Below are 22,047 nucleotides of genomic sequence, written 5' to 3'. Positions count from 1 at the left end.
CTCACCCCTAAACCCAACTGTCGATAATGCTGATTGTGGAGCAAAAAGGTTAACGCACGCCTAACAATGGGCATTATCAGTCGCCGGAATCAGGTGGTCGAAAATCCGGTCAGATCGCTCATGTCAATGGTAGCATCGCCCATATCAATATTAACGCCCGTTGTTCCCTTTGAAACACCCGTGACAGTCCCCGTTATCGTGGTCGGAAGAGCAACGCTGGTACCATCAGTAGAACTTCCCTCTACTGCAACCGTATAGGCGCCATCGCTTAACTGCGTCCCGCTGTTGTTCTTGCCGTCCCATGTCCAGGTATTTGCTCCCGCGGACGCATTGACTGTTTCGGACTTCACAACCGTACCTGTACTGTCCGTTACGGCAATCGCGACATCTTCTGCCTGAGGCGCGGTAAACGACAGGGATGCAGAACCGCTCTGAAGCGGCAGGCTGGAACTGCTCGCAGTTGTCGTCTTGCCAATCAGGCTGACCGCTGAAGCCATCTGGTTGTCCTGCGTCGCGGAAATCAGACTGGTCAGATTTGTATTGGTCTCGACCTGCTGCTGAACGCCGGCAAACTGAGCGAGCTCGGCCGTGAAGGAATCAGTGCTGGTTGGGTTACTGGGGTCCTGATGCTGCAGCTGTGTTGTAAGCAGCGTGAGGAACTGGTTGAAATTCCCCCCCAGAGAGGACAGCGAGCTGCTCGAACTGCTGGCGCTCGTTGACGTACTGGAAGAAGCAGAGGCTGCATTTGCGGCCGCATTGCTTTTCGCGGCGGCAATAGCCTGACTTAGAAGCGACGTGCTGGCGGTCGTGGTACCAACTGAAAAAACCATGTTTCGAATCCTATGTTAGACGGTGAGATCGACGACGCCACGCAGAAATCGACGTTCAGGAGATGGAGTATCAGTCGCTGATGAGGTGCCCTTTGCCCCTCCTCCTGACTGGTTATTGCTTCCCTGCCGCTCCCCGTCGGATGACATGCTCAGGAAAGAGGGTTGCGAAAGACTGATCTGGATATTCGGGGGGATGATGCTCTGCGAGGCAGTCACGGAAACGGAACTCTGCGCCAGACTTGCGAGCAATGTATCGCGGTCGTCTTTGAGAGACTGGTAGACTTCCGGATTATCCGTATTGATGTGAATCCGCTGCTCCCTGGCAGTCGTTTCACCAATTTCCACATGGACTTTTTCGTGGTGGCCGACATTCATTTCAATATGAGTTGTCGTGCTCCCGTTACTGCTCTTCTGATAGAGCAAAGGCTGCTGCTCGTCATGACGGGAGACCTGTTCATTATTGTCGGCCATCTCTGAAGCATTTTCTGACGGAGCGGCATGAGACGGCTCGTCGGCTGAATTGGTGGATGTTTTCTCCGCGGATACAGAGTCCAGTTGAAATGCTGGAACGCTCTGTGCTGTAGACGTCACATCCGAGACAGTATTTTCTTTTACTTCTGCGCTATCCTGTTTCTCTGCCGAAAAGCTGGTCTCTTTTTGAGTGGATGCTTCGGTCCCGCCCGTTTCTGAATTTGACTGTGCGGTGTCAGCTAATGACGGGTGGTCTTTCGGCGCCGCCTCACCCACAGCAGAGACGCTCGATCCAGCCACAGGGATACTGTCCTGTGGCGATACGTTCTCCGTTGAATGGTCATCAGCAGCGTCAGCCCCCTCACCCTGCGTCAGGGCAGATTTTTCTGCCTTTTGCCCATCAGCAACCGAATATTTGTCACTGCTCTTTGGGATATTCGTTTGAGACGTCTTCTGATGCCCATCGCCGGCGATTTTTTGAGGCTGTCCCTTATTAGCTGCCATGGCGCTCTTCTGAGCGGCATGAGGCGATACAGTATTCTGAGCCGTTGTACTGACCTGCTTCGCAGAAACAGAATGCTGCGGCGAGCTTGCAGCTTCATCGCGCTTCGTGGCAGCGGCCATTTCAGAGCTGGTTTTCTGAATCTGGGTTTGCCCCTTCTCCTGGGATGGGGATGTCGCAGCTTTTAGGACCCGGGGCTTGTCTGTTGAAGCTTTCTGGCTGTCATCGGCATGTGCAGGGGATTTCTGGTGCACATAGCTTTCCAGAAAATCGCGAAAACGCTCATTCGACGCCAGTTGAGTTTGCGGCAGGATTTCGAGCCGTCCTGTCCCCGTTGTCGTTACAACTGCGGATGTCGTGACATATGACAAAACTGTGTGCCTCCGGATCCGCTGACAATGGGAAACCCGGGGAAACTGTTGGCACAGGAACAGTAAAGAAAGCGTTTAGCGACCCCAAAAGCATACGCCCCCGAGAAAACCTTTTTTCAGGCTTTCTCGGGGGCGCTAGAGCACAATGTCAGGAGCTACAGAACTGAAAGGCTCATCCCTTCAGAAATATGAAGCGACCAGCACCTTAGGACTCAGGGATGGATCGCATCATAAGCCGAAGACCCCGCAAAAGGTCCGCGCGGGATTGTAGGCGCACTGGGGCATACAGGCGGGTTGCCTTCCAGAGCCAGCGCCTGAACCGTATGCGTCGTCGTAGAGACCAGACCCCTGACAGCCAGTTTCTGGTTCAGCCGAACACCGGCCAGAAGTTCGTCCGGCAGAATGACCGTGGTTCCATCGCGCAATTTCACGCCCGTAGGCGTAATACCGGAGACAATCCCCTGCGTGACGGGCAGCGGCGTCATGTCATAGACGCAGGGAGCGGCCTCGGCTGCGGAGACGGAGAGCGCCAGGACCAGGCTGGCGAAAGCGAGCTTTTTCAATGTCGGAAATGCCTCATGCCGGTGAATACCATGGCGATCCCGGCAGCATCTGCTGCATCGATCACCTCCTGATCGCGAATGGAGCCGCCTGGCTGAATGACAGCCACAGCACCAGCCGCAACGACGCTCTCAAGACCGTCAGCGAAGGGGAAGAAGGCGTCCGAAGCCGCGACCGAACCTGTCGTCAGCGGTGCACGTTCTCCGGCTTCCTTCGCAGCGTCCTCGCTCTTGCGCGCTGCGATACGCGCGCTGTCCACCCGGGACATCTGTCCGGCGCCAATGCCGACCGTTGCCTCGTTACGGACATAGATGACAGCGTTTGACTTCACGTGTTTTGCGACACGGAACGCAAACAGCAGGTCCTTCATTTCCTGAGCCGTCGGTGCGCGCTTGGTCACGACCTTCAGATCGGCTTCCGTCACACGCCCCGCATCACGGGTCTGTGCCAGAAAGCCACCCGCGACGGAACGGAAGGCCAGTCCTTCAGCTGTCGGGTCGGGCACGCCGTCGGTGAGCAGCAGACGCAGGTTCTTCTTGCGCGACAGGACCTCAATGGCTTCTGCATCGGCATCGGGAGCCACGATCACTTCGGTGAAGATCTTGCTGATCCTCTGGGCCGTGGCACCATTCAGCGTCCGGTTGACTGCAACGATGCCACCGAAGGCCGAAACCGGGTCACAGCGCAGGGCCGCGATCCAGGCCTGTTCCAGAGTGGTAGCAGAAGCTACGCCACACGGATTGGCATGCTTGACGATCACGACCGTCGGCTCGTCGAACTCAGCGACGGCTTCGAATGCGGCATCCGTGTCGTTGATGTTGTTGTAGCTCAGGGCCTTCCCCTGAACCTGACGTGCACTTGCAACGCCCGGACGCTGGCTGCCGTCGCGATAGAAGGCGGCCTTCTGGTGCGGGTTCTCACCATAGCGCAGCAGATCATCGCGGGTGCCGCTCAGGGTCAGAACGGGAGGAAGGATCTCACCGGCCTGCTTTGCGAACCAGCGGGAGATCATGCTGTCATAGGCGGCCGTATGGGCATAGGCGGAGGCAGCGTAATCACGACGTTCCGCCAGGACCGTACCGCCCTGTTCCAGTGAGGCGATGACAGCCGCATACTGACGCGGATCGGTCAGGATCGTGACGTGATCGAAGTTCTTGGCGGCGGCACGGATCATGGCCGGACCACCGATATCGATGTTCTCGATGCAGTCCTCGTCCCCTGCCCCGGACGCGACGGTCGCAGCAAAAGGATAGAGGTTCACGCAGACCAGATCGATCGGCGCAATGCCGTGTTCCGCCATCTGCGCGACATGTGCCGGAAGGTCGCGACGTCCTAGGATGCCACCATGCACCTGCGGGACGAGGGTCTTGACCCGGCCGTCCAGGATTTCAGGAAAACCGGTATGCTCCGAGACATCCTTGACTGTCAGACCCGCTTCACGAAGGGCCTTTGCAGAGCCTCCCGTCGAAAGCAGTTCCGCACCGTGGGCGGCAAGCGCACGCCCCAGTTCGATCAGTCCCGTCTTGTCAGAAACGGAGAGGAGGGCGCGACGGACGGGGAGTCGGGTCTCAGTCATGATGAGAATGAAATATCCTTCAAAACATGTCCGCGCAACCGCGAGTGATGCGCAGAGGGAGGAACATGACCCGGAACAGGGCCATTACCGGAAAATCCTGCCCAACCCAGAAGGCAGAGAATGGGCACAAGAAGCATGATTTCTCCGATCCCGCCAGTCCGGACATAAGGCCAGAGCGAGAGTCGCGAACGGCTGAGAGGCGCGAAGAGCTGGCATCCCCCTGTCGGAAGGTCAGCCGCGATATGCGTCCCTGCCCCCAGCAGAAGCGCACCCCAGGGGCCACGCAGGCTTTCGGGCCCCATCAGCCCATTCAGCGCGGCCGCGGCCAGAAGCAGCATTACGCCGGAATGTGTAAGGCCACGATGACCAAAAGTCTTTGCCAGAAAACGGGAAAGGAATTTCAGCCGGCTGCCGAGCATGGAGCGTTCGGTATCGATGTCTGGCAGAAGACTGCCCAGCAATCCCGTGCAGACGGAGAGCGGTTCAGGCGACAGGATATGCCAGCGCATCGCGCACAGCACGGCAAAGCCGCCAATCAGCAGATGGGAACGTCCGGTCACGCGCCCTATATGGTCTGCTTCGACGTGTCTCGCAAACCATTTGTTCACAAAACGTTCACGGATGCCGCAACATTCTGACGGCATCCGCAAAACGCTTCGAAGATCAGACCGTGAAGAGTGCCGCAGCCGTGGCGCGCTGACGGACCTTGTCCGCATCGAACGTGCCGGCCGTCACCCAGGATCCGCCGACGCAGGCCACGGAGGGAAGCGCCAGCCAGTCCGGTGCGCTCTCTTCCGTAATGCCGCCCGTGGGGCAGAAACGGACATTGCTGCCAAAAACACTGGCCAAGCTCTTGAGCGCGGGAATGCCGCCATTCGTCACAGCCGGGAAGAACTTGAAGCGTGACAGACCCAGATCCAGACCCCGCATGATGTCACCCGCATTGGCAACGCCTGGCAGGAAGGGGACGTCATGCTCAACCGACGCCTTTGCCAGCGCCTCGGTCAGGCCGGGGCTGACGATGAAGCGCGCACCCGCCTTCACGGCACGGTCCATGTCGGACGGATTCAGCACCGTACCGGCACCGACCAGCGCGCCTGGTACTTTCGACATTTCCTCAATAGCTTCAAGGGCGCAGGGCGTGCGCAGCGTGACTTCCAGCGTGGACAGTCCACCCGCCACCAGAGCCTCGGCCATCGGGCGGGCCAGAGCCACATCATTGACCACCAGCACCGGCATGACCGGACAACGGCTCATGACGGCGTCGAGTTTGGCAGTATCGATCATCAGAACTCTTCCTTAGTGAATGTCGTCGCCAACGGCTTCGATCACGCGATCCATCTGGGCCAGCATCGCGGATCCGCCAGCCTCGGCCGGATCATGCACCGAACGCATCAGCGCGAACAGTTCGCGGCCCGTTCCCAATGCCGGGAGCGGCGGCGGGACCGGCTTGCGGCTCTCCCACTCGGCGGCATCCACCAGAGCCTCGATCTGTCCCGTCACCGCGCAGACACGGATCATGTCGCCGTCCCGCACGCGGGCGATCGGACCGCCAACCTGCGCTTCGGGACCGACATGAATGGCGGCCGGCACCTTGCCGCTCGCACCGGACATGCGTCCATCCGTCAGCAGGGCCACCTTGAAGCCGCGATCCTGAAGCACGCCCAGAGTCGGGGTCAGCTTGTGAAGCTCCGGCATGCCGTTGGCTTCCGGTCCCTGGAACCGGACGACCACGACAACATCACGCTCAAGCTCACCATTCTGATAGGCCGTGAGGACGTCATGCTGGTCCTGGAAGACCCGTGCCGGCGCTTCAACGGTCAGGTGCTCGGGCGCAATAGCGCTGCTCTTGTAGATCGCGCGGCCCAGATTACCAGTCATCAGGCGCATACCGCCATCGGGCCGGAAAGGCGTAGCCACATCGCGCAGGATATCGGTGTCCGTGGACGGCTTCGCGTGGGTGTAGACGATCTCATCGCCTTCCAGCGATGCGCGACGGGCATAATCGGAGAAACCGCCACGAGAGACCGTCAGAATGTCCTTGTGCAGCATCCCGGCGCGCGTCAGTTCGGCGATCACGGTCGGCATACCACCCACGCGGTTGAACGCGTTCACGTCCTCGGAACCGCTCGGATAAACACGGGTGATCAGCGGAACCGCGGACGACAGGCGGCTGATGTCTTCCCAGTCGATCAGGATACCAGCGGCACGGGCGATAGCAGGAAGATGGATCGAATGGTTGGTCGAACCACCCGTCGCCAGCAACCCGACCGCCGCATTCACGATGGCCTTTTCGTCTACGCAATGAGCGAGCGGGCGCACATCCTCGCCGTTCAGGCCGATTTCGGCCAGACGGTGAATACCCGAGCGGGTCATTGCCTGACGCAGCTTCGTGTTGGGATTGATGAAAGCCGAGTCCGGCATCATCAGACCCATGATTTCGACCATCATCTGGTTCGTATTGGCCGTGCCATAGAACGTGCAGGTGCCCGGGCTGTGATAGGAGGCGTTTTCCGCTTCCATCAGCTCGTCCTGCCCGACCTTGCCCTGCACATAGAGCTGGCGGATGCGCTGCTTTTCCTTGTTTGGAAGACCGGACGGCATTGGCCCTGCCGGGATCAGCATGGCCGGGAGATGACCGAAGCGCAGCGCGCCCATCAGAAGGCCCGGCACAATCTTGTCACAGATGCCCAGCAGCGCCACGCCCTCAAACATGCCGTGGCTCAGCCCGACCGCCGTGGACATGGCGATCACGTCACGGGAGAACAGGGAGAGTTCCATGCCCTCCTGCCCCTGCGTCACACCATCACACATTGCTGGTGCGCCGCCTGCAACCTGGGCCGTCGCACCGACTTCACGGGCGAACAGCTTGATCTGCTCGGGATAGCGGCCATACGGCTGATGCGCCGAGAGCATGTCGTTATAGGTCGTGATCACGCCGATATTGGTCCCGGTGGGACGCATCAGATCCGGCTTGTCGGGGCTGGACGCTGCGATGGCATGCGCCAGATTACCGCAGGCCAGCTTGGGCCGGAGCACACCCTTGGCGCGGTTGCGCTCCATCAGGGCGAGATACCGGCGACGGGAGACTTTCGAACGCTCGATGATACGGGCAGTCACGCTCTCGACGACGGGATTCAGAGACATCTGGAAATACTCGCTACTCGGCTGATGCCTGCAATGCGTTCAGGAAAGGCCGACTTTCCGGCGCAAGGCACGGTATCGTGATTGAGGCATCGTACATACGGAAAGCCCCCCCCCAGCGCAAGCCATCCGCAAATGAAAACCTTGATATTCTCATTTTTATTTCAAGACATCACGCCGGATGGTCTCTTAGTTCCAAAAATAACACCTCCAGAGCAACAATGCGAATGAGATGTGTTAAGACCGGTTTTCAGAAATCCCCTCCGGCCCCGCACGGAAAACAACACACAGCGTTGGGAGCGCCGGCAAAAGAAACCGGCAAGACCTACAGTCACTAAATGATCGGTAATTTGCCCGATCTGTCCCCATGAAATATCCATGAGAGTCAGAACCGAAGATTCACGGAGACGATATCATGAAATTCATTCCCGCCATGGCTGCAATTTCAACCCTTCTCTGCGCAACACCTCTGGCTGGCGCAGCTTCACTTCACTCACACTGGGAGCAGTTCAAGGCGCACCGGGCTTTTCATCACCTTTCCGCTGATGGACAGCGCGCCTTCCAGGACATCATGAACGCCCGTGATATCCTGCAGACGGGCGGCAAGACCGAAGCCGCCATCCCGGCACTTTATGACGCCCAGAAGCGTCTTGCCGCCGCTGAAAAGGCTGACAAGAAGTTTCAGGCCGCCGAAAACGATCTGCACCCCGCCCCGCAGCATCCTGTTGCAGCAAACCACCAGCCTGTTGTGGGACAGACCGACTGGCTCCCGGTTGGCGGTGAGTTCATCGTGAACGAAACCCTTGCTCCCGAAAAGAAGACGGCGGTTGCCTCGGCCAATGGGCAGCTGAAATCCGGCAATACGGATCAGGCCGCTGAAACCATGAAGGTCGTCGGCGAAGATACGGACTTCATTCTGGCGCTTGCTCCCATCACCCCGGTCCAAGGCGCGGTCTATCGTGCGACCGTGTTCACGGAAGGCCATCACCCGCAGGAAGCTGTTGATGCGCTGAACCAGGCTCTGGATTCGGTGATCTTCGTGTCCGAAAACGCCGTTGAATCACAGGCCCCGGCCACCGCGGCTCCCGCTCCGGCAGCTGCCACGAAGTAATCTTCAAAGGCCCTGCCCTTAGATAAAAAAAAGCGCTGCAGGTTTGGCCTGCAGCGCTTTTTTTTGTGCCTGTCTTTCAGGATATCTCAGCTCCAGGCGGAACCCTGTGCCGGAAGCAGGATCGCATTTTCCATGGCAACCAGACCGCCACCGATCTTCGGCGGCCACACACCGGTGGCCACGGCCTGCGCCCGGATCTCCAGACGGGCATTCATGTCTGCATACGGCCAGATATGCGCCAGCCTGGGCGTTCCCTCGATCGAAATCATCCCGCAAAGCAGTGGGGACAGTTCCAGGCGTGCCGGAACCGCAGCGGCAAAAGCCTCTTCCACGTTCCCGACCTGTCCAAGCTTCAGATCGTAGCAGCGCCATTCATAGAGGCTGCCATGCTCCCCGGCCGGAAGCAGCGGGGAAATGACGCGCCAGCTTGTCACCTCGACATTCTGCACGGGTTCTTCCGGAATGGCAGCAAGCACATCCGGACGCCCTTCCAGAAGGGCGTCATAGGTGTCTGCCGTCCGGAAGAGGACAACCCGGTTCAGGACACCGATTTCACTCACCCAGACGGCGAGCCCGTCACGCCCCGTGAGAGCAGAAACCACCTGCGGCATCTGTCCGATACGGACATCGAGAACGATGGTTTCTGCGTAACTCATGGGCTGTCTCCGGTTTATTTCCCTGCCTGCTGGGCAGCGACAAAGTTCTCCAGCCAGTGGATCGTATAATCCCCCTTCTGGAAAGACGGGTCCGCCAGAATCTTCTGATGCAGCGGGATGACCGTCTTCACACCGTCAACCACGCATTCGTCCAGGGCACGTTGCATGCGGGCAATAGCTTCGGCGCGGGTCGGGGCGTGAACGATCAGCTTGGCGATCATGCTGTCGTAATAAGGCGGGATGCGATAGCCAGCGTAAATGGCGCTGTCCATGCGGACACCCAGCCCACCCGGAGCATGGAACACCTTGATCGTGCCGGGGCTTGGCATGAAGGTTTCCGGATCTTCGGCGTTGATACGGCACTCGATCGCATGGCCGGACATCTTGACGTCAGCCTGCGTGTAACCGAGCGGCTCACCAGATGCGATGCGGATCTGCTCGCGCACGAGATCCACATTGCAGACCATCTCCGTCACCGGATGCTCGACCTGCAGACGCGTGTTCATCTCGATGAAGCAGAACTGACCGTCCTGATACAGGAACTCGAGCGTCCCTGCGTTGCGGTAGCCCATCCGCGACAGGGCCTCGGTCGCGGTGCGGCCGATTTCCTCACGCTCGGCATCCGTCAGGGCCGGCGAACCGGCTTCTTCCAGAAGCTTCTGATGACGGCGCTGCAGCGAACAGTCACGCTCGCCGAAATGCACGACATTGCCATGCGCATCGCCAAGGATCTGAAGTTCGATGTGACGCGGACGGTTGAGGTACTTCTCAAGATAGACTTCGTCGTTACCAAAAGCCGCACGGGCTTCGGCACGGGCCACCGACCAGGCTTCCTCGATGTCGTCCGCCGTCATCGCAACCTTCATGCCGCGTCCACCGCCACCGGCGGCGGCCTTGATCAGGACCGGATAACCGACCTTCTCGGCGACTTCGCGAGCGGCCTGCAGATCCGGCAGGGCGCCGTCAGAACCCGGCACCAGCGGCACGCCGAGCGCCCGCATGGTCGTCTTGGCCGTGATCTTGTCGCCCATCGTGCGGATATGCTCTGCCGTCGGGCCGATGAACGCGAGGCCGTGTTCTTCCACGGTCTCGGCGAATTCGGCGTTTTCCGACAGGAAGCCATAGCCCGGATGAATGGCGTCCGCACCCGTGATCGTTGCGGCCGAGAGGATGGCAGCCACGTTCAGATAGGAGTCGCGTGCGCTCGGCGGACCGATGCAGACGGCTTCATCCGCAAGACGCACATGCATTGCATCGGCGTCGGCCGTCGAATGCACGGCAACGGTTTTGATGCCCATCTCGCGGCAGGCGCGCTGGATACGCAGCGCGATCTCGCCCCGGTTGGCAATGAGGACCTTGGAAATCATTACTCGATGATCGCCAGGGCTTCGCCGAACTCGACCGGCTGACCGGACTCGACCAGGAACTTCGTCAGCGTACCGGCGCGGGGCGCCTTGATCTGGTTGAAGGTCTTCATGGCTTCGATCAGCATGATCGTCTGACCGGCAGCAACCGGCTGACCTTCCACGGCAAACGGCGGAGATGCCGGATCCGGCGTCAGATAGGCCACGCCGACCATCGGGCTCGGAACCATACCGGGATGCTTGGCCGGATCTGCCGGAGCGGCGACGGGCACTGCAGCGACCGGGGCAGCAGGTGCCGCAGGCGCGGCGGCCGGAGCAGCAGCCTGAACCACACTGACATTGCGGGCCACACGGATCCGGCTGTCAGATTCGGAAATCTCGATTTCGGTCAGGCCGGTTTCCGTCAGAATATCGGCCAATGCCCGAATGGCATCCTTGTCCACGAGCATACGGCTCATCCTTCGTCTTCGATCATGTCGGTTATTGCCTGAAGCGCGTGCGCGTATCCCCTGACGCCGAGGCCGCAGATCACGCCGATGGCGGCCTGCGAGACGTAGGTGTGATGACGGAACGGCTCCCTGCGATGGATATTGGAAATATGAACCTCAATCACGGGAAGCTCGACGGCCAGAAGCGCATCGAGCAGGGCAATCGAGGTATGCCCGTAAGCGGCAGGATTGATCACGATACCGTCTGCACGGCCGCGACATTCCTGCACCCAGGACACGAGTTCACCCTCTCCGTTCGTCTGACGGAAATCAATGGCGACATCAAGCCGTTCGGCAGCCTGAATGCACACCTGCTCGACATCATCGAGCGTGGCGTGACCATAGATTCCGGGCTGGCGAAGACCCAGCATGTTGAGATTCGGACCGTTGAGAACGGTGATCAGAGGGCGTTTCATCTGGCCGCGCGATAGCACTTTCGGAGCCGTCATGAAAGCGTCATTGCCCTATTGCTGCCGTCTTCAGGGTGTCCAAAAGGGGACAGGGCCGCATTTTTGTGCTATCTGGTGCGATCTGAGCCCGTCCCGTCCACTGGAGAAGAACCTGATATAGTGCGCTTTGATCTGTCTGTCCTTCGCAATCCCTTACGTTGCATTCCCCTGCGCAGCATGACGTTCGCCGTGGCGCTTGCCGGGCTGGCCAGTCATCACGCCGCTCACGCGAGCGACGATTCTGCCGCTGATGGAACGCCGAAGACGAGCTGGGCAGACTCCGTTCGGGCCGCACTTGCAAACCGTGCCCACCAGGCCGCTCACGCCTGGTCCCAGCATGGCATGGCGAGCTGGTATGGACGGCATTTTCATGGACGGCGCACGGCCAGCGGGACGACATTCAACACCAACGATCTGACAGCAGCGCATCCTTCCCTGCCCCTCGGCACGAAGCTTCTCGTGACGTCGCAGGATACAGGACGCTCCGTCGTGGTGACGGTCAATGATCGTGGGCCTTTCAACAGCCGTATTATCGACCTGTCCCATGCCGCCGCCGCAAAGATCGGCATGCTCGGCGCGGGCACGGCCCATGTCACGATTGCGAAAATGACGGATATTGCGCCGTCCATGCATCCTGCCACAGAGCCGGAAGTGGCCGAGGCCGATCCGTCGGATACGAGCGCGCAGGCCATTCAGGCGGCGGGAACCAGCATCGCCCCTGCCTCACGGCAGGGCAGCGGCACACATCGTACGCCGCACCACCATCACTGATCTTTACGACGGCCTGACCTGACTGTCAGGCTGCGCCGGTCTGAGGGGGGACTTCCTGACTCTGACCGGCCCGGGCTTCGAGGCTGGCATTCAGTTCCGCCCCGAACAGCACCACATACGCACTCACGAAAAACCACATCATGATGGCTGCCACGGCACCAAGCGGCCCGTAGGTTGCGCCATAGCTCGCGAAATGCGCGACATACCATGAAAAGCCGAGCGACGTGATGACCCACAAAATGGTCGCCAGTGCCGAACCCGGAAAAATCCAGCGCCACTGCGTATGCACGCGGCAGGGCGCAAAGCGGTAGAGCAGCGTCACCGCAATGAAGACGAACAGCAGCATCAGCAGCGGCGCGAGCGTGTGCACGACCATCGGCGCGCCGTAAGAGAGCAGCAGATCAACCGGGAATGGCGGATCACTCAGGAAACTGACATGACGCGGCAGGTAATCCACCAGTGCCGGTGCGGCCACCATCAGGGCCAGTGTCAGCGCAGCGCCCAGAATGGCCGTCAGCGTAGTGGACAGTGCGATGGCCTGAAACTTCAGGAAGCTGCGAGTTTCCTGTGCATTATAGGCCATGTTGAGCGCGGAAAGGATCGACTTCGTGCTCGCCGAAGCCGACCACAGGGCGATCGCGAGCGAGAAGATCAGCCCGATCGTCAGGGACGAATGAGGCTGGGAAATCAGTTCGTGAATCCGGTCCCCGATCAGATCGTACGCCGAGGGCGGCAGGAGATGGCGGAGGACTTCGAGCTGAGGCTCGACTGTCTGCAGGTCAAACGCCAGACCATAGAGGGAAATCAGGCTGGAAATGGCCGGAAAGAGGGAAAGCGTGGCGTAGAAAGCGCAACCCGCAGCCGACAGCGACGTCTGGCTTGAGCCCACTTCGGCAAACAGATGCTTCGCGATAACGCGCCAGGCCGCATGGTGCAGCCGGTCCGGAGACGAGGGGGCGTCCGGCTCAGCCGTACCTGCCGCAGCAGGTGCGTGTCCGGCTTCCGAAGGGACGGAATGTCCCGGCACGGTTCGGGAGCCGGAGAGGGTCGCAGATTCGGGTGTCAAACTCACGCAGGGTGTCCTCGGCAGTTTCCTGTTGGGGGCAGCAGTCTTGGCGTCTTTGCCGCTTCGTCCCGGAATGTCCGTAACGAACAGTCCGGATTGAACGGCATGAGCCAGTACAGACGCGGAAGATGCCTTCAGCGTTCCGAATTCGCCCTGATTCAGCTCACCAATATTGGCAAAACCATCACAATGCAAAATTATCGGTTGCGTGACGGGGGATTTGGTCTCATATCCCGCCCTCACGCAGCAACGCACGTGCCACTGGCCCACTCGAGGTTACGCAACGACGTCAAGCGTTCTGGCCTTCAGGAATCCACCCTTTACGGATTCCCGCTATTCGCCGGTCCGTTCGACCGTTTCGCAACATACTCGCAGGGCGATATCGTTCCCTGACGAGTCCGGTTCTGGGAATTGAGTGTCATGACTCCCAAAATCACCCGCTTCCTTGCCGAGCAGCAGCCGGCAACCCCTTGCCTCGTCGTCGATCTCGACGTCGTCGGGGCGCATTACCGTGCCCTGCACGATGCGCTCCCGGAAGCGAAAATCTATTACGCCATCAAGGCCAACCCGGCCCCGGCCATCCTCGATCGCCTTGTGGCCCTGGGCTCGTCCTTCGATGTCGCATCCCCTGCGGAAATCCGGATGTGCCTGGATGCCGGCGCCACCCCGGACCGGATTTCCTACGGCAACACACTGAAGAAAGCCGAATGGATCCGCGAAGCGCATGATCTGGGCATCAGCCTGTTCGTTTTCGACAGTATCGAAGAGCTGGAGAAGCTTGCAAAGCACGCGCCTGGCGCGCGCGTTTTCTGCCGCCTGGCCGTCGAAAACGAAGGCGCGGACTGGCCCCTGTCGCGCAAGTTCGGCACTACGCTGAGCAACGCGCGCGCGCTGATGCTGCGTGCCCGAGACCTGGGCCTGAAGCCTTACGGCCTGTCCTTCCATGTCGGAAGCCAGCAGACGGGCGTTGCCGCTTATGATCATGCGATCGCCAAGGCGGCCGGCCTGTATCATGATCTGCGCGCGCAGGGCGTGGACCTTCAGATGCTCAATCTGGGTGGCGGGTTCCCGACGCATTACCGCGAGAACGTACCCTCCGTTCAGGATTTCGCCGACACGATCCATGCGTCCCTCAGGACGCATTTTCCGGACGGTGCGCCTGAAATCCTGCTGGAGCCAGGCCGCTACATGGTCGGGCAGTCCGGCGTGGTGTCGAGCGAGGTCATTCTCGTCAGCCGTCGCGGCGGTGCCGTAACCGATCCGCGCTGGGTCTATCTTGATATCGGGCGCTTCGGTGGCCTGGCCGAGACGGAAGGTGAAGCCATCCGCTACACTTTCCGAACATCCCGCGATTCAGACGACGCCACCTGCTCCCCCTGCGTGCTCGCCGGCCCAAGCTGCGATGGCGTGGACATCATGTACGAGAAGAACCGCATTCCCCTGCCCGACTCTCTGGAATGCGGGGACCGGGTCGAGATCCTCGCCACGGGCGCGTATGTCTCGACCTACGCCTCCGTGGGCTTCAACGGCTTCCCGCCGCTGACCGAATATTACATTTGAAAACGGCCCTCTCCGGACCAATCGGGGTCCGGAGGCATTTTCCAGCCCCGTCTCTCTGGACGCGGGCGTGAAGCCTTCCGATACGGGACAGACAGGCATTCCTGTCTGCCATCCTTATGGAAGGTTTTTTCATGAAGCTCAGCGCATGTAACCAGCTCAAGGGCCGGATCACGAACATTCTCAAGGGCGCGACGACGTCCCACGTCACCATCGACGTCAACGGTACGGTCATCACCAGTGCCATCACCAATGAAGCCGTCGCGGATCTTGGCCTCGAAGTCGGCAAAGAGGCCTATGCCGTCATCAAGGCCTCCAGCGTCATGGTCGGCGTAGACTGAGTGTTCAGGAAGCGCTTCGGGAGCCTCAGCTCCTGAAAGACGCTTCCTGCCCCGACTGGTATCCCAGCGCGGACAGCAGATCTTCTGCGGAAATTTCGAGGTTCAGGCAGGCCAGCCAGCAGAACCCGACCACTCCGACAGCCAGCAGCAGCAGACAGACCGTCATGTGTTCCAGCTCCTCAAGTCCCGGACGCTGCGGTTCTGCCCCGTTCCGGGCGGGGCGTCCGCTCAGCGGAATCATCAGTGCATCACCCGGCTGGCATCATGCGACATGCCAGCATGTAAAGGCCCGCTATCCTGCGGCCACAGAACCCGCATCCGAGACGGGCTGACCGACCGCCAGCGGTTGATCGAAGACAGCGCCCCTCCCCCCGAAATGGTGGTTTCGTCTTTCAGCAGTTTTTTGGGCAGCCAGTGCCCGGCTCCTGCCAGACAATCCGCCAGCAGAGTCAGCGCAGTGGCCAGGCAGCCCTGGACAAACCTGTCGGGGAAGACTTCGGCAAGAAGCACGAAAACTTCGCGCTGGCCCTCGTTCTGGGCTGCGATGATCCCGCGCAGGAAGCGTTCCTCCAGCGCCGTCAGGGACTGCATGCCCGGGGCATTCACCGCAAGGCGCGGCTGATCCGCAACCTTCAGAAGATGGGTGGCGTCCGCAAAAGCTCCTTCCGCGGCATCAAGAGCCGGGCGGAAACAGACGGGAAACAGACCGTCGGTCGTTTTTGTCTCGGGACAGCTTGGCAAGCGGTAATGGCTGATGAGGCAGCGGATACTCCACAGCGCGAGGCGTTCACAGCAGCAGAGGTCGGACAGGGAAAGCGACAGCCGTGTCATGGGAAAACTCCGAATCAGCAGAACCGGAGTCACTCTAATTGAGAATGATTTGCAATTACAACTTAAAAACGCTCCGCAGGGCATAAAGATACGGCCCTGCGGAAACGCTCAGTCAGTGATGATGGTGGCCGCAGCTTCCATGATCGTGGCCATGGTCATGATCGTGATCATGCGTCCCCGTCTCCGAGGCACGCGGAGCAGTCTGGCAGTGATGGCAGGCCACCCATTCGGCATCTCCGTCCAGATAGTGCTCTTTCTTCCAGACGGGCACGCGATGCTTTATCTCGTCGATGATGTAGCGACAGGCCCGAAACGCGGCATCCCGGTGCGGCGCCGAAACGCCGATCCAGACCGCAACATCCCCGACCTTCAGGCTCCCGGTGCGGTGCATCGCTACAGCCTGGCTGATCTCGAAACGCTCCAGAGCCTCAGCCACGATCCGCTCACCTTCGAGCTGGGCCAGCGCCTCATAGGATTCATATTCCAGACCATCCACCGGACGGCCCTCGTTCCTGTTGCGGACCCAGCCTTCAAAGGTGCAGAACCCGCCTGCCACGGCCAGATGCAGATCCTCACGCAGCGCGTTCAGATCCACGGGTGCGGACGCCATGCGAAAGCGGCTCATCCGCCCGTCACCGGCGGAATGAACACGATATGGTCCCCGTCCTTCAACGTCTGTGTCCAAGGGGCGAAATCACCGTTGATCGCCACACGGAGCTTCGAGGCTTCGAACGGGAAGGCGTATTTTTCACGCAGTTCCTCGTACAGCGGTCCCACAGTGGCGAATGAGGTCTCAAGCGACTGCTCCCGCGTTCCAGCCAGTTCCCGCAACTGCGCAAAATATTCCAGTGTCAGGCGAATCATCGGCCCTCCCGGCAGATCCTTCAGGCGCCGGGCCACGTCTTCGCGTTCCTCCGGCGTGTTGATGTTGTCGAGCGCACCGCGGCTATGCGGCTCCAGCAGCTTTGTCGGGCTGTTGATCAGCAGCTTGCGCGGACAGATCCGGCCACCTGCAACCTGCTTTTCCAGTCGCTCAAGCGCTTCCGGCTCCCAGATGGCGCAGAGCGGTTCCGGCAGACCATCATGCTCGCTGCGATAGGAGACGGCGACATGCTCTCCATCCCTTGCGGCGATCAGGGTGTCGAGCGTGCCACGGTCCAGCATCGGCAGATCACAGGCCAGAACCAGCCAGGCCACATCCGGATAAGCCCGATGGGCCGACAGCAGCCCCGCCGCTGGTCCGTCAACATCCACCGTATCGACGATCTGCGGAAAGCTGGAGCGCAGCGGATCGGACGTCTGACCCGGCCTCACCGAGACGAAGCATTGTTCCACCACAGGCGTCAGAACCTCGAACGCCGCCTGAAGCTGCGGCTTGCCGTGATAGTCGAGCGCGGCCTTGTCCGTTCCCATGCGTCTGCTGGCACCGCCTGCAAGGATCAGGCCGTAAAGTGGTGTCATGATTCAATCCGCTGGAAATCGCGCTTGCCGCCGGCCTTGCCCATCAGCCGGACCTCGCGGATGACCATGTCATGGGACATGGCCTTGCACATGTCGTAGATCGTGAGCGCGGCCACGGAAGCCCCGGTCAGCGCTTCCATTTCCACGCCCGTACGCCCCTTGCACGAGACCCGGCAGTCGATCACCGCCTCATCACCCTCGATTGTGATGTCCACCCGGCAGCCACTGAGGGAGAGCGGATGACACAGCGGAATGAGCTGCGACGTCGATTTCACGCCCATCACGCCTGCAATCTGCGCCACGGTCAGCACCGCACCCTTGGCTGTCATGAACCCGGCATCCGACAGGGTCCGCGCCATCTCGGACGGGAAAACCAGACGCGCCTGGGCATGCGCGCTACGTTCCGTCACATCCTTGCCGCTGATATCGACCATGCGCGGATCCTCGCCGCACTCGTTGACATGGGTGAGCGTCTTCATCGTCTTCGATCTCCCGGTCTGATCACCGAATTCTGGCCACCAAATTCTAGCCGCCGATATAGTTCATCTCGATGCGGCGTCGTGCGGGCGCATCCGAAGAGGCAGCCCGTTCCTCACTATACCTGTCCGTCCGGCGGCGCCACACCCCGGCCAAAAGGTCCCGCAGGGCTGCGTCGTCCGCATCGCTGCGTAAAAGCGTGCGCAGATCCCTCCCTTCCGAGGCGAACAGGCAGGTATAAAGCTGCCCTTCCGACGACAGCCGCGCGCGCGAACAGTCTCCGCAGAACGGCGCCGTGACGGAAGAAATGAAGCCGACTTCCCCAGCCCCGTCGCAATAGCGATACCGCTGGGCCACTTCCCCACGATAATGCGCATCCACGGGTTCGAGCGGCCACCGGGCATCAATGCGCTCGCGCAGTTCACGCGACGGTACGACTTCAGCGCGCTCCCAGTGATTGCGCGTTCCGACATCCATGTATTCGATGAAGCGCAGCACGACGCCGCTATGACGGAAGCGTTCGGCCAGAGCCTCTACACCCGCATCGTTCAGTCCGCGCTGGACAACGGTATTGAGCTTCACACCGCCTGAAAAACCGATGGTCTGTGCTGCCTCTATAGCCTCCAGAACCGGTTCAAGCTGCGCCCGGCCGCCACTCATCCGCGCAAAGACCGCCGGATCCAGACTGTCGAGACTGACCGTCACGCGGTTCAGCCCGGCCTCTTTCAGATCCTGGACATGCCGCTCCAGCAGGACGCCATTGGTGGTCAGGGCAATGTCTTCCACACCCTCAATGGACGCCAGACGCGCTACGAGTTCTGGCAGCTTCGGACGCAGCAATGGCTCCCCACCCGTCAGCCGCAGCTTGCGGACACCGAGCGAGACCGCCACACGCGCCACACGTTCGATCTCGTCGAAGCTCAGGCGCTCTTTCGGTTCAAGAAAGCGGAAATGCTCGTGATAGGTCGCTTCCGGCATGCAGTACGGGCAGCGGAAATTGCAGCGGTCCATGACGGAAATCCGCAGATCATGCAGCGGACGGCTGAAGCGATCGGTCAGGGCTGGCGTCTGGTTACCAGCCATGAAACATCGCAGCTGTTCCACGGGGCGCCATCCCTTCACCACGCGGCAGTTCCACAAATCCGTCCGTAGACGCCAGAAAGCTGAAATCGCCAGAGGTCGGCATCGGGCATGGCGTTGCGAGCGCCTGTCCCGTAGCGTCATGGCGGACTTTGACTGGAAGAAACCGGGTGAGCGTCGGGATCAGATCGGCCTCTGCATCGAGCATGACCGTGTAAGGCTCAGGGCGGCACAGCCCCTGCCCCGCCAGAAGCATAGGCATGACATAACGCACGCCACAGGTCGTGGCAGACACCGGATTGCCCGGCAGACCAAACACACGCTGCCCCTCGGGACCAACACCAAACCACAGCGGTTTACCCGGACGCTGCGCAACCTTGTGGAACACCCGCTCCACCCCGATTTTCGACAGCGCCTTAGGAACATGATCGAACGCCCCCATCGACACGCCGCCGCTCAGGATCAGGACGTCATGACGCGAGAGCTGTTCGCGCAGGGCCACGATCGTCTCCGCGAGATCATCGGGTACGACGGACCGTTCGATGCAGTTGAAGCCGCGTGACAGCAGAGCACCCGTCAGGGCGTATTCATTGGACCGCCGGATCTCCCAGTCCCGTACCGGTGCGCTGACATCCACAAGTTCATCGCCCGTGGCCACAATCCCGATGGACGGAATCCGCGATACGCTAACCTGGGCATGACCATTTCCCGCCAGAACAGCGAGGGCGGGGCCATCAAGACGCTGACCTGGCGCGAGAAGCTCCGTTCCCGCCGCACAGTCGGAACCCCGGCGATGAATGAACTGCCCCTTGCGCGGCTCATAACCCTCTTCAAAGCGGATCAGCCGGCCTTCACGCACAAGACGTTCGACCGGAACGACCGTGTCCGCACCCTCTGGCAGCACGGCGCCCGTCATGACTTCGAGGCAGACATGTCCCTCCGGGAGCGGCTGCCCCGGTGCCCCCGCACGCTGGATTCCGTGCGACACCAGCGTTGGACCGCTCCCGTGGCGGAAGGCAATGCCGTCCATCATCACACGGTCATAAGGCGGCTGGGCGCGTTCGGCACGGATCGTCTGCTGGAGGATACGCCCGGCTGCCATCGTCAGATCAACCGTCTCGGTCCCGAAGCTGCCGGCATAATCCAGCACAAGCTCCATGGCCCGTGTAACGCTCAGGAGTTCACTCATTTCCGCTCCGGTCGCTGCCGTGTCTGTTCCGCTGGCTGAAATGCCGACGCTGTATTCCCTGCCGATATAGACCTCATGGCCTACGGATCAACAGTCTGAGGGTGAAAGGGTATGTCATAATCGTCTTTGGCGTTACCCTTATGCCACCAAAGAGCATCAGGACCCCTCCATGACGGCCGCGGCACAGTTTTCTCCCCTTCCCCAGTGGCCGCTTTACGGCCTGACAGACGACCTGTTTCCCACACTGGAGCACTGGTCCGCTGAAGGGAAACGCGCCGTCCTGGCAACGCTGGTCAGCATCACCGGCTCTTCCCCGCGTCCGCTGGGGAGCGAAATGGCGATCTGCGAGGACGGAGAGGTTCAGGGCTATGTGTCCGGCGGCTGCGTGGAAGCGGCCGTGCGCGGAGAGGCGCTGGAGTGTCTGAAAGACGGACAGCCACGGATGCTAGATTATGGCGCGGGCAGTCCGGTTCTGGACATCCAGCTTACCTGCGGCGGCCGCATCGGGATTTTCGTGCGGGCCGTGCCGGACCTGGGGGCCCATGTCGCAACCCTTAAGACAGCCCGGGAGAGTCGCAGACCGGTCACGCTCCTGACCGATCTCGACACGGGCAACATGCGGTTCTGCGACGAGGCATACTCTACCGGAAACGAGGCAGGTCGCTTCTTTCGCCAGTATTTGCCGCCCCTGCGCCTGATCCTCTCTGGCGGAGATCCCATTACGCTTGCGCTCCTGAGCCTGTCCGGCCTCATGGGACTCGAGACTATCCTGCTCCGGCCCTACGGCCCCCCCGAACCGCCTCCCGGCCTCTCGCCAGCACACTATATCCGCGGCAGTCTGGACGCCGCCCTTCCCACGCTCTCACTCGATCGGTGGACGGCCGTTTACAGCCTGACGCACGACGCTCTTTCGGACCTGACGCTTACAGCTCACGCCCTGAAATCCGAAGCGTTCTGCGTCAGCATTCTCGGAAGCCGGCGCAAGATTCCGGGCCGGCTTGAAGCCCTCAGGGCAGCCGGGGTCCCGGAAGACGCATTCAGCCGCCTGCACCTGCCCGCAGGACTGGAGATCGGCGCCCGGACCCCGATGGAAATCGCGCTCTCCATCCTGACCCAGATGATCGCGACCCGTCCCCGATGAAACGCCATTCCGCCCTTCTTCTGGCCGCGGGGGGAAGCACCCGTCTCGGCCGCCCCAAACAGCTTCTGAGCATCGGTGGCGTCCCTCTGGTGCGACATGTCGCCCGGCTCCTGCTGGCAACACGACCGGAGCATCTTGTTGTCGTGACGGGCGGTGCTGAAGCCGCGATACGACAGGCCCTTGCGGGGCTCGATGTCGTTCTGGTGCAGAATGAAGACTGGCAGACCGGCATGGCGTCATCGCTCAGATGCGGTCATCGGGCGCTCGCCGGGAGCAGCCTCCCGCTCCTGATCACTGGGGCGGATCAGCCCTGCCTGACCGAGCGGCATCTTCGCGTTCTTCTGGAACAGGACGCCGACGGGAAAGATGTCATCACGTCTTATGGCGAAGACGGGCGGGGCATTCCGGTGCTGCTGAGCCCGGCAACCCAGCAGCGTATCCAAGGCCTGCAGGGCGATACCGGCCTGCGGCAACTCTGGAAGAACACGCAAACTGCGCCGATCTGCGTCTGCGCGCCCGAACTCGGCTTCGATATCGACACGCCGGAGCAGCTTGATGCTGCGGTTCGTGCCGGCTGGATCGACCGGGACTGAAAAGCCGGGCTCTTTAT

The 22,047-nt window shown here is 60.8% G+C and carries 25 protein-coding genes; 6 read left to right on the top strand and 19 right to left on the bottom strand.

The window, feature by feature from the left end:
- Positions 1-89: 89 nt before the first annotated feature.
- The 7 genes from GOX01_RS07655 to edd form a co-directional block, all read right to left on the bottom strand.
- A complete protein-coding gene (locus GOX01_RS07655; protein ID WP_011252009.1) occupies positions 90-830 on the bottom strand; it encodes a flagellar hook assembly protein FlgD in 741 nt (246 codons plus the stop codon).
- 15 nt (positions 831-845) lie between these two features.
- Entirely contained in the window at positions 846-2,174 is a 1,329-nt protein-coding gene (locus GOX01_RS07650) for a flagellar hook-length control protein FliK (RefSeq protein ID WP_081107065.1), read from the bottom strand.
- A 212-nt stretch (positions 2,175-2,386) separates the two neighbouring features.
- Positions 2,387-2,737, bottom strand: coding sequence for a hypothetical protein (locus GOX01_RS07645; protein WP_011252011.1), 351 nt, complete (start codon positions 2,735-2,737; stop codon positions 2,387-2,389).
- A complete protein-coding gene (gene purH, locus GOX01_RS07640) occupies positions 2,734-4,311 on the bottom strand; it encodes a bifunctional phosphoribosylaminoimidazolecarboxamide formyltransferase/IMP cyclohydrolase (RefSeq protein WP_062269680.1) in 1,578 nt (525 codons plus the stop codon). Before purH ends, GOX01_RS07645 begins: the two co-directional genes overlap by 4 nt.
- Positions 4,308-4,871 carry a metal-dependent hydrolase gene (locus tag GOX01_RS07635; RefSeq protein ID WP_024716532.1) on the bottom strand — a complete coding sequence of 188 codons (564 nt, stop codon included), beginning with the start codon at positions 4,869-4,871 and terminating at the stop codon, positions 4,308-4,310. Before GOX01_RS07635 ends, purH begins: the two co-directional genes overlap by 4 nt.
- Before the next feature lie 103 nt (positions 4,872-4,974).
- Complete coding sequence (gene eda, locus GOX01_RS07630) at positions 4,975-5,598, bottom strand: bifunctional 4-hydroxy-2-oxoglutarate aldolase/2-dehydro-3-deoxy-phosphogluconate aldolase (RefSeq protein WP_011252014.1); 624 nt, start codon at positions 5,596-5,598, stop codon at positions 4,975-4,977.
- A gap of 12 nt (positions 5,599-5,610) precedes the next feature.
- Positions 5,611-7,458: a phosphogluconate dehydratase gene (gene edd / locus GOX01_RS07625; RefSeq protein WP_011252015.1), complete on the bottom strand. Its 1,848-nt coding sequence runs from the start codon at positions 7,456-7,458 to the stop codon at positions 5,611-5,613.
- A 412-nt stretch (positions 7,459-7,870) separates the two neighbouring features.
- On the opposite strand from edd, the gene GOX01_RS07620 reads away from it, so the two are divergent.
- On the top strand, positions 7,871-8,566 hold the full coding sequence (locus tag GOX01_RS07620; protein WP_062269682.1) for a YfdX family protein: 696 nt from the start codon (positions 7,871-7,873) through the stop codon (positions 8,564-8,566).
- Positions 8,567-8,652: 86 nt separating this feature from the next.
- On the opposite strand, the gene GOX01_RS07615 is transcribed toward GOX01_RS07620, so the two are convergent.
- From GOX01_RS07615 to aroQ, 4 genes are read right to left on the bottom strand one after another with little or no spacing between them, the layout of a single operon-like run.
- A complete protein-coding gene (locus GOX01_RS07615; protein ID WP_011252018.1) occupies positions 8,653-9,222 on the bottom strand; it encodes an NIPSNAP family protein in 570 nt (189 codons plus the stop codon).
- Positions 9,223-9,236: 14 nt separating this feature from the next.
- Positions 9,237-10,589, bottom strand: coding sequence for an acetyl-CoA carboxylase biotin carboxylase subunit (accC, locus tag GOX01_RS07610; RefSeq protein WP_011252019.1), 1,353 nt, complete (start codon positions 10,587-10,589; stop codon positions 9,237-9,239).
- Entirely contained in the window at positions 10,589-11,044 is a 456-nt protein-coding gene (locus GOX01_RS07605) for an acetyl-CoA carboxylase biotin carboxyl carrier protein (RefSeq protein ID WP_024716531.1), read from the bottom strand. The genes accC and GOX01_RS07605 overlap by 1 nt, the downstream gene beginning before the upstream one ends.
- Positions 11,041-11,490, bottom strand: coding sequence for a type II 3-dehydroquinate dehydratase (gene aroQ, locus GOX01_RS07600; RefSeq protein ID WP_024716530.1), 450 nt, complete (start codon positions 11,488-11,490; stop codon positions 11,041-11,043). The genes GOX01_RS07605 and aroQ overlap by 4 nt, the downstream gene beginning before the upstream one ends.
- A gap of 153 nt (positions 11,491-11,643) precedes the next feature.
- Here aroQ and GOX01_RS07595 point away from each other — a divergent pair, with 153 nt between their 5' ends.
- Complete coding sequence (locus GOX01_RS07595) at positions 11,644-12,294, top strand: septal ring lytic transglycosylase RlpA family protein (protein ID WP_024716529.1); 651 nt, start codon at positions 11,644-11,646, stop codon at positions 12,292-12,294.
- 25 nt (positions 12,295-12,319) lie between these two features.
- Here the strand turns inward: GOX01_RS07595 and GOX01_RS07590 are convergent, their stop codons facing one another.
- Positions 12,320-13,366, bottom strand: coding sequence for a YihY/virulence factor BrkB family protein (locus GOX01_RS07590; protein ID WP_011252023.1), 1,047 nt, complete (start codon positions 13,364-13,366; stop codon positions 12,320-12,322).
- Between the two features lie 414 nt (positions 13,367-13,780).
- On the opposite strand from GOX01_RS07590, the gene GOX01_RS07585 reads away from it, so the two are divergent.
- Positions 13,781-14,920: a type III PLP-dependent enzyme gene (locus GOX01_RS07585; protein WP_011252024.1), complete on the top strand. Its 1,140-nt coding sequence runs from the start codon at positions 13,781-13,783 to the stop codon at positions 14,918-14,920.
- A gap of 131 nt (positions 14,921-15,051) precedes the next feature.
- Positions 15,052-15,258, top strand: coding sequence for a TOBE domain-containing protein (locus GOX01_RS07580; protein WP_011252025.1), 207 nt, complete (start codon positions 15,052-15,054; stop codon positions 15,256-15,258).
- 25 nt (positions 15,259-15,283) lie between these two features.
- Here the strand turns inward: GOX01_RS07580 and GOX01_RS12875 are convergent, their stop codons facing one another.
- From GOX01_RS12875 to GOX01_RS07550, 7 genes are all read right to left on the bottom strand, one after another.
- A complete protein-coding gene (locus GOX01_RS12875) occupies positions 15,284-15,424 on the bottom strand; it encodes a hypothetical protein (protein WP_155720763.1) in 141 nt (46 codons plus the stop codon).
- Between the two features lie 74 nt (positions 15,425-15,498).
- Positions 15,499-16,089, bottom strand: a complete 591-nt coding sequence (locus GOX01_RS07575; RefSeq protein WP_024716525.1) for a hypothetical protein — start codon at positions 16,087-16,089, stop codon at positions 15,499-15,501.
- 112 nt (positions 16,090-16,201) lie between these two features.
- Positions 16,202-16,714 carry a molybdenum cofactor biosynthesis protein MoaE gene (locus tag GOX01_RS07570; protein WP_011252027.1) on the bottom strand — a complete coding sequence of 171 codons (513 nt, stop codon included), beginning with the start codon at positions 16,712-16,714 and terminating at the stop codon, positions 16,202-16,204.
- Positions 16,711-17,550, bottom strand: a complete 840-nt coding sequence (locus GOX01_RS07565; protein ID WP_011252028.1) for an NTP transferase domain-containing protein — start codon at positions 17,548-17,550, stop codon at positions 16,711-16,713. The genes GOX01_RS07570 and GOX01_RS07565 overlap by 4 nt, the downstream gene beginning before the upstream one ends.
- Positions 17,547-18,029 carry a cyclic pyranopterin monophosphate synthase MoaC gene (gene moaC, locus GOX01_RS07560; RefSeq protein WP_011252029.1) on the bottom strand — a complete coding sequence of 161 codons (483 nt, stop codon included), beginning with the start codon at positions 18,027-18,029 and terminating at the stop codon, positions 17,547-17,549. The genes GOX01_RS07565 and moaC overlap by 4 nt, the downstream gene beginning before the upstream one ends.
- Before the next feature lie 46 nt (positions 18,030-18,075).
- Entirely contained in the window at positions 18,076-19,110 is a 1,035-nt protein-coding gene (moaA, locus tag GOX01_RS07555; RefSeq protein ID WP_080504724.1) for a GTP 3',8-cyclase MoaA, read from the bottom strand.
- Entirely contained in the window at positions 19,100-20,296 is a 1,197-nt protein-coding gene (locus GOX01_RS07550) for a molybdopterin molybdotransferase MoeA (protein WP_011252031.1), read from the bottom strand. Before GOX01_RS07550 ends, moaA begins: the two co-directional genes overlap by 11 nt.
- Positions 20,297-20,465: 169 nt before the next feature.
- Between GOX01_RS07550 and GOX01_RS07545 the strand changes: the two genes are divergently transcribed.
- Together GOX01_RS07545 and GOX01_RS07540 are read left to right on the top strand one after the other, a co-directional pair.
- Entirely contained in the window at positions 20,466-21,437 is a 972-nt protein-coding gene (locus GOX01_RS07545) for an XdhC family protein (protein ID WP_011252032.1), read from the top strand.
- Positions 21,434-22,030: a nucleotidyltransferase family protein gene (locus GOX01_RS07540; protein ID WP_011252033.1), complete on the top strand. Its 597-nt coding sequence runs from the start codon at positions 21,434-21,436 to the stop codon at positions 22,028-22,030. The genes GOX01_RS07545 and GOX01_RS07540 overlap by 4 nt, the downstream gene beginning before the upstream one ends.
- The last annotated feature ends 17 nt before the right edge of the window (positions 22,031-22,047 follow it).

Origin of the sequence: Gluconobacter oxydans (assembly GCF_006539685.1) — a bacterium.
GTDB classification, from domain to species: domain Bacteria; phylum Pseudomonadota; class Alphaproteobacteria; order Acetobacterales; family Acetobacteraceae; genus Gluconobacter; species Gluconobacter oxydans.
The sequence above is the reverse complement of the archived record's forward strand: the minus strand, read 5'-3'. Positions and strand labels throughout refer to the sequence as shown.